Source organism: Actinokineospora sp. NPDC004072, from assembly GCF_053604195.1.
Map to the genome: position 1 here is coordinate 1 of NZ_JBSGHB010000027.1, position 11658 is coordinate 11658.

15 protein-coding genes are annotated in these 11658 nt (G+C 74.1%); 14 read left to right on the plus strand and 1 reads right to left on the minus strand.

Annotation, left to right across the window (positions count from 1 at the left end; all coding sequences use genetic code 11):
• Positions 1 to 294 precede the first annotated feature (294 nt).
• The 14 genes from ACWEPX_RS30055 (at position 295) to ACWEPX_RS30120 (ending at position 11389) form a co-directional block, all read left to right on the plus strand.
• Complete coding sequence (locus ACWEPX_RS30055; RefSeq protein ID WP_451900714.1) at positions 295 to 513, plus strand: glutaredoxin family protein; 219 nt, start codon at positions 295 to 297, stop codon at positions 511 to 513.
• 36 nt (positions 514 to 549) lie between these two features.
• Positions 550 to 2064 carry a molybdopterin-dependent oxidoreductase gene (locus ACWEPX_RS30060; RefSeq protein ID WP_451900638.1) on the plus strand — a complete coding sequence of 505 codons (1515 nt, stop codon included), beginning with the start codon at positions 550 to 552 and terminating at the stop codon, positions 2062 to 2064.
• Between the two features lie 93 nt (positions 2065 to 2157).
• Positions 2158 to 2820 carry a fasciclin domain-containing protein gene (locus ACWEPX_RS30065; protein WP_451900639.1) on the plus strand — a complete coding sequence of 221 codons (663 nt, stop codon included), beginning with the start codon at positions 2158 to 2160 and terminating at the stop codon, positions 2818 to 2820.
• A gap of 180 nt (positions 2821 to 3000) precedes the next feature.
• Entirely contained in the window at positions 3001 to 3795 is a 795-nt protein-coding gene (locus tag ACWEPX_RS30070; protein ID WP_451900640.1) for a redox-sensing transcriptional repressor Rex, read from the plus strand.
• On the plus strand, positions 3792 to 5105 hold the full coding sequence (locus ACWEPX_RS30075; RefSeq protein WP_451900641.1) for a glutamyl-tRNA reductase: 1314 nt from the start codon (positions 3792 to 3794) through the stop codon (positions 5103 to 5105). Before ACWEPX_RS30070 ends, ACWEPX_RS30075 begins: the two co-directional genes overlap by 4 nt.
• A complete protein-coding gene (hemC, locus tag ACWEPX_RS30080; protein ID WP_451900715.1) occupies positions 5099 to 6061 on the plus strand; it encodes a hydroxymethylbilane synthase in 963 nt (320 codons plus the stop codon). Before ACWEPX_RS30075 ends, hemC begins: the two co-directional genes overlap by 7 nt.
• A gap of 21 nt (positions 6062 to 6082) precedes the next feature.
• Positions 6083 to 7615, plus strand: a complete 1533-nt coding sequence (locus ACWEPX_RS30085; RefSeq protein WP_451900642.1) for a uroporphyrinogen-III synthase — start codon at positions 6083 to 6085, stop codon at positions 7613 to 7615.
• A 76-nt stretch (positions 7616 to 7691) separates the two neighbouring features.
• Positions 7692 to 8663: a porphobilinogen synthase gene (hemB, locus tag ACWEPX_RS30090; RefSeq protein ID WP_451900643.1), complete on the plus strand. Its 972-nt coding sequence runs from the start codon at positions 7692 to 7694 to the stop codon at positions 8661 to 8663.
• A 13-nt stretch (positions 8664 to 8676) separates the two neighbouring features.
• A complete protein-coding gene (locus ACWEPX_RS30095) occupies positions 8677 to 9153 on the plus strand; it encodes a hypothetical protein (RefSeq protein ID WP_451900644.1) in 477 nt (158 codons plus the stop codon).
• Positions 9150 to 9587, plus strand: coding sequence for a hypothetical protein (locus ACWEPX_RS30100; RefSeq protein WP_451900645.1), 438 nt, complete (start codon positions 9150 to 9152; stop codon positions 9585 to 9587). The genes ACWEPX_RS30095 and ACWEPX_RS30100 overlap by 4 nt, the downstream gene beginning before the upstream one ends.
• Positions 9584 to 10075 carry a hypothetical protein gene (locus ACWEPX_RS30105; RefSeq protein ID WP_451900646.1) on the plus strand — a complete coding sequence of 164 codons (492 nt, stop codon included), beginning with the start codon at positions 9584 to 9586 and terminating at the stop codon, positions 10073 to 10075. Before ACWEPX_RS30100 ends, ACWEPX_RS30105 begins: the two co-directional genes overlap by 4 nt.
• Before the next feature lie 18 nt (positions 10076 to 10093).
• Complete coding sequence (locus ACWEPX_RS30110) at positions 10094 to 10603, plus strand: hypothetical protein (RefSeq protein ID WP_451900647.1); 510 nt, start codon at positions 10094 to 10096, stop codon at positions 10601 to 10603.
• An 85-nt stretch (positions 10604 to 10688) separates the two neighbouring features.
• Positions 10689 to 11051: a hypothetical protein gene (locus ACWEPX_RS30115; RefSeq protein WP_451900648.1), complete on the plus strand. Its 363-nt coding sequence runs from the start codon at positions 10689 to 10691 to the stop codon at positions 11049 to 11051.
• Positions 11048 to 11389 (plus strand): hypothetical protein, encoded by a 342-nt coding sequence (locus ACWEPX_RS30120; RefSeq protein WP_451900649.1) that lies wholly within the window; start codon positions 11048 to 11050, stop codon positions 11387 to 11389. The genes ACWEPX_RS30115 and ACWEPX_RS30120 overlap by 4 nt, the downstream gene beginning before the upstream one ends.
• A gap of 7 nt (positions 11390 to 11396) precedes the next feature.
• Here ACWEPX_RS30120 and ACWEPX_RS30125 read toward each other — a convergent pair whose 3' ends face one another.
• A complete protein-coding gene (locus ACWEPX_RS30125) occupies positions 11397 to 11618 on the minus strand; it encodes a hypothetical protein (RefSeq protein WP_451900650.1) in 222 nt (73 codons plus the stop codon).
• Positions 11619 to 11658 lie beyond the last annotated feature (40 nt).

Below are 11658 nucleotides of genomic sequence, written 5' to 3' on the forward strand. Positions count from 1 at the left end.
TGAAGGCGGTGAAGGCGGGCGGAGCCCGTTCACGCCCTGGCCAGTTTAGCGGCGTTTCGCTCCCCGCGAATGCGAGTCCACCCCATCGGACACTTTGGGTGGGCGCGTTGCGTTATTGGGGTGCTCACCGAACACTAAATTAATGTCCTGGGTGTTTGTGGTTGTGTGGGCTTTGGCTGCTTGCCCTTCGGTTGGCTGTCTCGCCAGCGGGATGTGGGATGGGGCTGTGGGGTGTGGGCTCCGGTGCCTCGGGGGCGGGGGCGGGGGTAGCGTGGTGGGGTGCGTGTTGAGGTGATGAGCAGGGTTGGGTGTTCGGCCTGTGTGGTGGCTGAAGCTGAGGTGGCGCGGATTTGTGGGGAGTTGGGGGTGGGGTGGCGGGTTGTTGATGTTGATGGGGATGCCGAGTTGCGGGCGGAGTACGGGGATCGGGTGCCGGTGATCTTGGTGGATGGGGTTGAGCACGGGTATTGGCGGGTTGAGGAGGATCGGCTGCGGGCTGCGTTGGGGGCGTAGCGCGGGGGTTCCAAACCGGGGTGGGGTGGGCGTCGAATGGGGGGTGTGGAGAAGCTTTCGCTGGGGCGGGCTGGGGTCGTCGGGGTGGTTGCCGTGGCGGCGGGGGTGGCGGCTGGGCATCTGGTGGCGGGGGTTGTCGGGGTGGGGGCTTCGCCGGTGGTGGCGGTGGGGGCGTGGGTTGTCGATCTGTCGCCGGGGTGGTTGACGGAGATCGGGAAGTCGGTGGGGCCGGAGTGGGACAAGCGGCTGCTCTTCCTGGGGATGGCTGCGGTGCTCGTCGGGTTGGGGGTGGTGGCGGGGGCCCTGTCGCGGCGGGCGGTCGGGCCGGGGGTCGGGGTTGCGGTCGCCCTGGGGGTGGTCGTGGGGGCGGCCGTGTGGGGGAGGGGAGATCTTGGGCAGTTGGCGATTCTCGTGCCGGTTGTGGCGACCGTGGTGGGGGCTGGGGTGTTCCGGTGGTTGCACCGGCTGGCTCGGCGGGCCGGGACTGATGAGGGGCGGCGGGCGTTCCTGATCGGGTCCGGGGGTGTGGTGGTCGGTGCGGGGGTCGCGGCGCTCGGGGGGCAGGTGGTCGGGGGGCGGGTTGATGTGGAGGCGTCGCGGCGGGCGGTGGGGGCGGTGATGGCGGGGCGGCGCATCTCGGTGCCTGCGGCTGACTTCGCCGCTGACGGGACTCCGTCGTTCATCACGCCGAACAGCCGGTTCTACCGGATCGACACCGCTCTGACCGTGCCCCGGATCCGGGCCGAGGACTGGCGGCTGCGCATCCACGGCCTGGTCGACGACGAGCTGGAGCTCGGCTTCGCCGACATCACGCGCATGGGGCTGGTCGACAAGGTCGTCACGATGACCTGCGTGTCCAATGAGGTCGGTGGCGATCTGGTCTCCACCGCGGTCTTCACCGGCGTGCCCCTGCGCGACCTGCTCGCCAGGGCGGGCGTGCGGCCGGAGGCCGGGCAGGTGTTCGCCACCAGCGCCGACGGCTGGACCACCGCGACCCCCGTCGCCGACGTGCTGTCCGCCGAGCGCGGCGCGCTGCTGGCCGTCGGGATGAACGGCGACGCCCTGCCGATCGAGCACGGCTTCCCCGCACGGGTCGTCGTCCCGGGGCTCTACGGCTACGTCTCGGCCACCAAGTGGGTGGTCGACCTCGAACTGATCCGCGACGGCGCGAAGACCTTCTACTGGCAGGACCGCGGTTGGGCGAAGGAGGCGCCCATCAAGACCCAGTCGCGCATCGACGCGCCCCGGCCCTTCCAGACCGTGCCCGCCGGGCGGGTGGTGATCGCCGGGGTGGCGTGGGCGCAGACGGTCGGCGTCGAGCGGGTCGAGGTGCGCGTCGACGGCGGACGGTGGCAGCGGGCCGAGCTGGCCGCCGAGGTCACCGACCAGGCGTGGCGGATGTGGCGGGTCGCGGTGGAGGTCGCGCCGGGGGAGCACCGCGCCGAGGTGCGGGCCACCGACGCGGCAGGCCGCACCCAGGCCGAGGAGCGCGTGCCGCCGATCCCCGACGGCGCGACCGGATGGCACTCGGTGCTGTTCACCGCTTCCTGAGAAATCAGCATCCTGAGAGAGATCAGCGCCCATCCGCGGCGGCCTCGGCTCCGAAGCACCGGTGACAGTCCCTTCGGAACGGAGTGATCCCTGGTGAACACTAAGCTGGTTCCCGCGTTGGCCGCCACCGCGGCGGTCGCGCTCGCGCTCAGCGCGTGCGCCAACCGCGAGGAGCCCTCGCCCGGCGCCGCCGCGACCACCGCGACGACGACCGCGGCCGCCCCCACCACGACCGCGGCGGCCGCGCCGGGCGCGACCACGGCCGCGGACACCTTCGGCCCCGCCTGCGCCCAGCTGCCCGCCGACGGCGAGCCGGGCAGCCTGACCGCGATGGGCCCGCAGCCGGTGGCCACGGCGGCCAGCACCAACCCGCTGCTCACCAAGCTCGTCGCCGCCGTCGGCGCGGTTGACGGCCTGGCCGACGCCCTCAACGGCGCCGAGGCGCTGACCGTCTTCGCCCCCGCCGACCCGGCGTTCGAGGCCCTCGGCGCGGCGACCTTCCAGCGGCTGGCCGCCCACCCCGACCAGCTGGCCCCCATCCTGCAGTTCCACGTCGTCCCGCAGCGCTACGACGCCGCCGCCCTGCAGGAGGCGGGCAGCGTGCCGTCGCTGAACAAGACCGCGCCGCCGCTGAAGATCGCGGGCTCCGGCGACGACATGACCGTCAACGGCGCCAAGGTCCTCTGCGGCAACATCCCGACGGCCAACGCGACCGTCTTCGTGATCGACGCGGTGATGATGCCCCCGAAGCACTGAGGGGGTCGGCGGGGGCGGCCGCCCGCCCCCGCCGCACCGGGCACGGCGAAAGTGGCCCCGGTCGCACCCGAACGCGCACAGTGTGGTGTGTGTCAAGCCCGCTACCACTGACTTTGTGCACACGTTCACAAGCGGTACCGTGGTGACAACCCGGTGACATGTCTGTCGAGGAGTAGCAGCGTGGCGGCACAGCGAGGCCAGCGGAACGGGGTCGGCCCGGCCGCCCCCGGCGCCGCCGAGGTCACCGCCCCCATCCCGCGGGTGGCCGATGTGCCCGCGGCCCGCGACCGCGCCCGAGCGATCCCCGAGGCCGCCGTGGCCCGCCTCGCCGTCTACCTGCGCGTGCTGTCGGGCCTGCAGGAGCAGGGCGCGGGGACGGTGTCCAGCGAGGAGCTCGCGGTCGCCGCCGGGGTCAACTCGGCCAAGCTGCGCAAGGACCTGTCCTACATCGGCTCCTACGGCACCCGCGGCGTCGGCTACGAGGTCAGCGTGCTGATCGAGGAGATCGAGCGCATCCTCGGCCTGACCCGCAAGCACAGCGTCGCGGTGGTGGGCATCGGCAACCTCGGCCACGCGCTGGCCAACTACGGCGGCTTCCCCGGCCGCGGCTTCCCGGTCAGCGCCCTGTTCGACATCGACGCCGACCTCATCGGCGTGCCCGTCGGCGGCATCCCGGTCGACCACATCGACGACATCACCCGCGTGTGCGCCGAGCGCGAGGTCTCCATCGGGGTCATCGCGACCCCGCCGCCCGCCGCCCAGGGCGTGTGCGACCGGCTGGTCGCCGCGGGCGTGCAGTGCATCCTCAACTTCGCCCCCGTGGTCCTGCAGGTGCCCGACCACGTCGAGGTCCGCAAGGTCGACCTCGCGGTCGAGCTGCAGGTGCTCTCCTTCCACGTCGCCCGCCGCGCGGACGGTCAGGCTCCCGCGAACCCGAGCCTGAATGGACGGGTGGATGGGATGGTGGTCAGGTGAGCATCCTCGCGATCGGCATGTCCCACCGGACGGCGGACCTGCGCGTGCTGGAGCAGGTGGCGGTCTCGGCCCCGGACGTGCCCAAGCTGCTCGGCGAGCTGATCGGCTGCCCGGCCGTCGGCGAGGCCATGCTGGTCTCGACCTGCAACCGGGTCGAGGTCTACGCGGTGGTCGACGCCTTCCACGCGGGCCTGTCCGACGTCGTGGCCGTGCTGGCCCGGCACTCCGGGCTCAGCGCCGCCGAGCTGCACGACCACCTGTACGTGCACTACGCCGCCGCCGCGGCCCAGCACCTGTTCACCGTCTCCGCAGGCCTGGACTCGATGGTCGTGGGCGAGGCGCAGATCCTCGGCCAGGTCCGGCAGGCCTACCAGGTTGCCAAGGAGGCCGGGACCGTCGGGCGGGCCCTGCACGAGCTGACCCAGCAGGCGCTGCGCATCGGCAAGCGCGTGCACTCCGACACCGGCCTGGACGCCGCGGGCGCCTCCGTGGTCAGCGAGGCGCTGGCCGACGCCGACCGGGTGCTCGACGGCCTGGCCGGGCGGCACGCGCTGATCGTCGGCGCGGGCTCCATGGGCGGGCTGGCCGCCGCGGCGCTGCGCCGGGCCGCCATCGGCTCGGTCGCCGTGGCGAACCGGACCAGGGCCAACGGCGCCCGGCTGGCCGCCGCGCTGTCCGAGCAGGGCGTGCCCGCCTCCGCCGTCGGCCTCGACGACCTGGCCGCGCAGATCGACCGCGCGGACCTCGTCGTGGCCTGCACCGGCGCGATGGGCGCGGTCGTGCTCGCCGAGCACGTCGCCGCCCGGACCCGCCCGCTGGTCGTCTGCGACCTGGGCCTGCCCCGCGACGTCGAGGACGGCGTCGCCGGCGTGCCCGGCGTGCGCGTGGTCGACCTGGAGAGCCTGCAGCGGCGGCTGGCCGAGGCGCCCAGCGGGCTGGACACCCGCCGGGCCCACGAGATGGTGGCCGACGAGGTGCGCGCCTACCTGGCCGCGCAGCGCTCGGCCGCGGTCACCCCCACGGTCACCGCGCTGCGCAGGCGCGCCGCCGAGGTCGTCGACGCCGAACTGCTGCGCCTGGACACCCGGCTGCCCGAGCTGGACGAGACCGTGCGCGGTGAACTCGCCCGCACCGTGCGCCGGGTGGTCGACAAACTGCTGCACACCCCGACGGTGCGGGTCAAGGAGCTGGCCTCCGGGCCGGACGGCACCGGGTACGCCGAGGCGCTGCGCGAGCTGTTCGGGCTCGACCCCTCGGCCCCCGCGGCCCTCACCGCCGCCGAATCCACAACGGACGGCCGCCCATCATGAGGACACTTCGGATCGGAACCCGGGGCAGCGCCCTGGCCGTCGCGCAGACCGGCACCGTCGCCGACGCGCTGGCCAAGGCGGGAGCCCGGGTCGAAATCGTCACCGTGGCCACGCCCGGCGACCTCTCGTCGGCGCCGATCCCGCAGATCGGCATCGGCGTGTTCACCTCGGCGCTGCGCGACGCGCTCGCCGACGGCACCGTCGACGTGGCGGTGCACTCCTACAAGGACCTGCCGACCGCGCCGGACCCGCGGCTCTCGCTGGCCGCGGTGCCGCTGCGCGCCGACCCGCGCGACGCGCTGGTCGCCCGCGACGGGCTGACCCTCGGCGAGCTGCCGTCCGGGTCGACCGTCGGCACCGGCTCGCCGCGGCGGGCCGCGCAGCTGCACGCGCTCGGCCTCGGCCTGCGGGTCGTGCCGATCCGCGGCAACGTGGACACCCGGGTCAGGAAGGTGCGCGACGGCGAGCTGGACGCCGTCGTGCTGGCCCGCGCGGGTCTGGCCCGGCTGGGCAGGCTCGACGAGATCACCGAGACGCTGGACCCCATCCAGATGCTGCCCGCGCCCGCCCAGGGCGCGCTGGCGGTGGAGTGCCGGGTCGACGACGTCGACACCGAGCACCTGCTCCGCTCCACTGTGGACGACGAGGCGACGCGGGCGGCAGCGGCCGCCGAGCGCGCCCTGCTCACCGCGCTCGAAGCGGGTTGCAGCGCGCCGGTCGGCGCGCTGGCCGACGTGGTGGAGGACCTCGACGCCGACGACAAGGTGGTCCTGCGCCTGTCGCTGCGCGGGGTCGCCGCGGTGCACGCGGCCGACACCGACCCGATCACCGGGCCGGTGGACATCCTGCGGGCCTCGGCCACGGGGGACCTGACCGATGCATGCCAGCTCGGCCGCGCGGTGGCCGCCGAGCTGCTGGAACTCGGCGCCGGGGTGCTTTCCGGCCCCGAGCAGTAGTTGATGAGGAAGTGGCCTGACATGACCACCCGTGCCCGCAAGTCCCCCGGTCGCGTCGCGTTCGTGGGCTCCGGACCCGGTGACGCCGGACTGCTGACCGTGCGCGCCAGGGAGCTGCTCGACCGCGCCGAACTGGTGGTGACCGATCCCGACGTACCCGCGGGCGTGCTCGCCTGCACCCGCGCCGACGCCGAGGTCCGCCCGGCCGTCGGCGAGCCCGGCGACGTGGCCAAGGACCTCGCCGCCGAGGCCAAGGCCGGTCGCGTCGTCGTCCGCCTGGTCGCAGGCGACCCGCTGACCCATTCCGCGGTCGTCGCCGAGGCGCAGGCGGTGGCCAAGACCAGCGTGGCCTTCGACGTGGTGCCGGGCGTCTCGCCCGCCACCGCGGTGCCCGCCTACGCCGGGATCGCCCTGGGCTCCACGCACACCGAGGTCGACGTCCGCGGCGACATCGACTGGGCGGGCCTGGCTGGCGTGCCCGGCCCGATCGTCCTGCACGCGACCGCCTCGCACCTGGCCGAGGCCGCTTCGGCGCTGGTCGAGCACGGCCTGGCCGCCCAGACCCCGGTCGCGGTGACCGCGGAGGGCACGGCGACCAGCCAGCGCACGATCGACACCACGCTGGCCTCGCTGGCCGCCGACGCGGGCGAGATGTCCGGGCAGCTCGTGGTGACCGTGGGGGCGGTCGTCGGGGCGCGGGCGAAGCTGTCCTGGTGGGAGTCCCGCGCGCTCTACGGCTGGCGGGTGCTGGTGCCGCGGACGAAGGACCAGGCCGGGGAGATGAGCGAGCGCCTGCACCTGCACGGCGCCATCCCGTCGGAGGTCCCCACGATCTCGGTCGAGCCGCCGCGCTCGCCCGCGCAGATGGAGCGCGCGGTCAAGGGCCTGGTGGACGGCCGCTACCAGTGGGTGATCTTCACCTCGACCAACGCGGTGCGCGCGGTGTGGGAGAAGTTCGCCGAGTTCGGCCTGGACGCCCGGGCGTTCTCCGGGGTCAAGATCGCCTGCGTCGGCGAGGCGACCGCCGAGCGGGTGCGCGGCTTCGGGATCAACCCCGAGCTGGTGCCCTCGGGCGAGCAGTCCTCCGAGGGCCTGCTGGCCGACTTCCCGCCCTACGACGACATCCTCGACCCGGTGGAGCGCGTCCTGCTCCCGCGGGCCGACATCGCCACCGAGACGCTGGCCGCTGGGCTGCGCGAGCGCGGCTGGGAGATCGACGACGTGACGGCCTACCGCACCGTGCGCGCCGCCCCGCCGCCCGCCGAGACCCGCGAGATGATCAAGACCGGCGGCTTCGACGCGGTCTGCTTCACCTCGTCGTCCACGGTGCGCAACCTGGTCGGCATCGCGGGCAAGCCCCACGCCCGCACCCTGGTCGCCTGCATCGGCCCGAAGACCGCCGAGACGGCCAAGGAGTTCGGCCTGCGCGTCGACGTCCAGCCCGAGCACGCCACCGTCCCGGCCCTGGTCGACGCCCTGGCCGAGCACGCGGCCCGGCTGCGCGCCGAAGGCGCCCTGCCGCCCCCGCGCAAGACCAAGCGCGCCCGCCGCTGACCGATCCGCCCAGACCCCGCCCGCCGCACCTGGCGGGCGGGGTCTGCGCCGCATGCGGCAGCGATAAACTGGGACGATGTTTCCCAGCCATCGGCCGCGCAGGCTTCGGGGGACGGCGGCCATGCGGCGCATGGTGGCCGAGACCGAGGTGGCGCCGCGGCAGCTGATCCTGCCGATGTTCGTCAAGGAGGGCGCCACCGAGCCGGTGGCGGTGTCCAGCATGCCGGGGGTCGTGCAGCACACCCGGGACTCGCTGCGCAAAGCCGCGGTCGAGGCCGTGCAGGCCGGGGTCGGCGGGATCATGCTCTTCGGCGTGCCCACCACCAAGGACGCGGTCGGCTCCGGCGGGGTCGACCCGGACGGCGTCCTCAACGTGGCGCTGCGGGACCTGCGCGCCGAACTCGGCGACGACACCGTGCTGATGTCCGACCTGTGCCTCGACGAGTTCACCGACCACGGCCACTGCGGCGTCCTCGACGACGACGGGCGGGTCGACAACGACGCCACCCTGACGATCTACGCCGAGATGGCCGTCGCCCAGGCCGAGGCCGGGGCGCACCTGCTCGGGCCGAGCGGGATGATGGACGGGCAGGTCGGGGTCGTGCGCGAGGCGCTCGACGCCGCAGGCCACAACGGGGTCGGCATCCTGGCCTACGCGGCCAAGTACGCCTCCGCCTTCTACGGCCCCTTCCGGGAGGCCGTCGAGTCCACGCTCACCGGCGACCGGTTCAGCTACCAGCAGGACCCGGCCAACGTCCGCGAGTCGCTGCGCGAGGTCGCGCTCGACCTGCAGGAGGGCGCCGACCTGGTGATGGTCAAGCCCGCGCTGGCCTACCTCGACGTCATCCGGGCCGTCCGCGAGGTCTCCGACGTGCCCGTCGCCGCCTACCAGGTCTCCGGCGAGTACGCGATGATCGAGGCCGCCGCGGAGCGGGGCTGGCTCGACCGGCAGCGCACGATCATGGAGTCGCTGCTGTCGATCCGCCGCGCGGGCGCTGACCTGGTGCTCACCTACTGGGCCGCCGAGGCCGCGCGCTGGCTGCGCTGAGTATCGTCGAGCGGTGACCACCGAGGAACCGCCCATCATGCCGACGGCCGACGAGGCCGCTGGCCCGCGCGCGCAGCCGCCGGGCCTGGTGCGCGCCGCCTACTGGCTCTGGCTCGTCGCCGGGGCCATCGGGCTGGCAGGCGGGCTGGTCGTGCTGGCGAACCGGGCCGTGCTGGTGGAGGGCTACGCCAAGGCGCAGGCGGTGCCGCCCGCCCAGGCCGACGAGGTCGTCCAGGGGCTCACGGTCTGGTTGATCGCGGGCTCGGTGGTCTTCCTCGCCCTGTACTGGCTGCTGGCCTACCAGGCGCGCACGGGCGTGCGGAAGGCGCGGACGCTGCTGCTCGTCGTCGGCCTGCTAAGCGCGTTCTTCCAGTACGGCTTCGGCCGGGTCACCATCTTCGGGCTGGTCTGCGCGCTGCTCACCATCGTGGCGATGGCGGTGCTGTACTTCCCGTCGTCGCGCCGCTTCTACGACGCGCACGGGCGATGAGCGCCCGCTACGCCGAGCCGGGCGCCACCTGGTGGCCGGTGCTGTGGGCGCCCGCGTTCTGCCTGGCCGGGGCGGGCGTGGAGGCGCTGAGCGGGCCGGTGCACGGGTTCGCCTGGACCGTCGTCGGGGTCGTGCTGACGCTCATGGCGGCGGGCTGGGTCAAGGCCCGCCGCACGGTGTGCGCGGTCGAGCTGACCGACGAGACCCTGCGGCAGGGCCAGCAGCAGGTGCCCGTCGCACGCATCACCGGCCTGCCGGAGGAGGCGGCCGCAGGCGCCCCCGTGCTCGGCGGCGGGCTGGCCGTGCCCCGCAAGACCACCGAGATCCCCTTGACGCTCGACGACGGCAGCACCGTCCTGGCCTGGGCCAAGCACCCCGGCAGGCTGCGCGCCGCGCTCACCGCCGCACTCGGCGCGCGATCGGAGGAGACGTGACCTTCCCCGCCATGCCCCCGCTCCCGGTGCCCTCGACGCCGCCGCGGCCCAAGGCCGTGGACACCGCCGCGTGGCTGGCGATCGGCGGGACGGCCGTCGGCTCCGTCGGCACGCTGATCACCGTCTTCGACGGCGACTTCACCGCCCAGGTCGTGCGCCAGGCCGCGCCCGACGCCACCGCGGCGGAGATCGAGATGATGTCGCGCGCGGTGCCGGTGGCCGGGGTCATCGGCGTGCTGATCACGATCGGGTTGTTCACGCTGCTGGCGATGATGTTCCGCGCGGGCCGCAACTGGGCGCGGGTGGTCTTCGCCGGGCTGACGGCGTTCAGCCTGGCGCGCTTCCTCAGCGTCGCGGTGCAGACCAACGCCGAGCTGAGCCTGATGTGGAACCTGGCCGACGTCGCCTGCTGCTCGGCGGCCGTGGTGTACCTGTTCCAGCGCGAGTCGACGGCCTACTTCCAGGCCCGCATGCGCAGGCCCCGGTGACCCAATAGCGTTTCCACCATGACTACCAGCGGCCCCAACAACCCCTACGAGCCCATGCCCGCCGCCCCGGACGCGCGTCCGGAGCCGTCCGCGGCGCGCCCGCGCACGGTGACCATCGCGTTCTGGCTGTGGATCGCGGTGTCCGCCGTGCTCCTGCTCAGCCTGGCGGGCGCGCTGACGATCGACCGCGCGTCGGTGGAGCAGGCGCTGCGCGAGGCGAACACCGGCATCAGCGGCGACCAGCTCAAGCAGGCCGCGGACGTCTTCGTCGCGGTCGCCATCGCCCTGCCGCTGATCTTCCTGGTGGCCTTCGTCGGCTGCGCCTTCCCCATGCGCGCCGGGCGGAACTGGGCGCGGATCGTGCTCACCGTGTTCGGCGGGCTGCTGATCCTGCTGACCCTGCTCGGCACCGCGGGGGCCAACGCCGGGGTGGCCGTCGCGATCATCGCGCTCGTCGCCGCGGCCATCGTGCCGATGTACGTGCGCGACTCCAACGAGTACTTCGGGGCGCGCAGGCGCGCCTACTGAGAAGGGCGGTAACACCGGAGGGGGCAGCGGCTACATATCCCCCGTGATGGCGTCTCACCCCGACTCGACGGAGCGTCCCCTTGCTGTGATCGCGGCGTTGTGCGGAGCGGTCCTGGGCGCGGGTGCGGTGGGTGTGCTGCTGGTGCTCTCCGACCGCGAGCCCGACTGGATGGCGATGACCGCGGCGGTCGCGGCGCTGGGGTCGCTGGCCGTCGCGTTCCCGGTGCTGGCCGGGCATGCGTGGGCGCGGGTGGTGCTGTTCGTGTTCGCGCTGTGGGGGGTGCTGACCGCGCACGCGGTGGCGGTGGGGCTGTCCGCGCCGCTGGACATGGTGGTGGGCACGGTCCTGGCGCTGCTGTGGGCGGTGGTCATCGCGCTGCTGCTGCGCACCGACGTCCGCGAGTTCTGCACGGGTCCGGCGGCGCGGCATGAGAGGCTGACCGGGTGACCGCCGAGGGCGCCGACCTGACCTGGCCCGAACCGGGTGAACCGCTGCACCAGCCGCGGCGGGCGATCGCCGCCGCGGTGGAGGTCGTCGTCGCGGTGGCCCTGGCCGCCCTGGCCGCGTGGCTCTGGGACCGCGGGGTGGTCGTGACGACCCCGCTGGCCGACCGGCCGGGCGTGGAGTTCACCGAGTACGCGGGCGACCTGGTCGCCCTGTCCGTCGCCGCGGGGGCCGCCGCCGCCTTCGCCCTGGTCGACGCGATCCGCAACCTCGTCCTCGCCGTGCGCCCGCGCTCCCGGCGCATCCCGGAACCGACCGAGCCCGCGGTCCTGCCGGGCTGACCGGCCGCTACTCGCCCCGCAGCGAGCGGCGGATCTGCTCGAGGCGGTCGGCGCCCGCCTTGTCGCGGTCGGCCATGCGCTGGTCGATGTCGGCGGCCTCGCCGCCCGCCTCGGCCAGCTCGGTGGAGCCCAGCGAGGTGGCGAAGCGGGACTCGATCTTGTCGCGGACGAAGTCGAAGCTGGGGACGCCTGCCTCGCTGTAGTCGCCCGGCGGTGGCTGTTCGGTCATGGGTCGTCCCTTCCTGGGCCTCTCCCGCCATTGTGCCCGC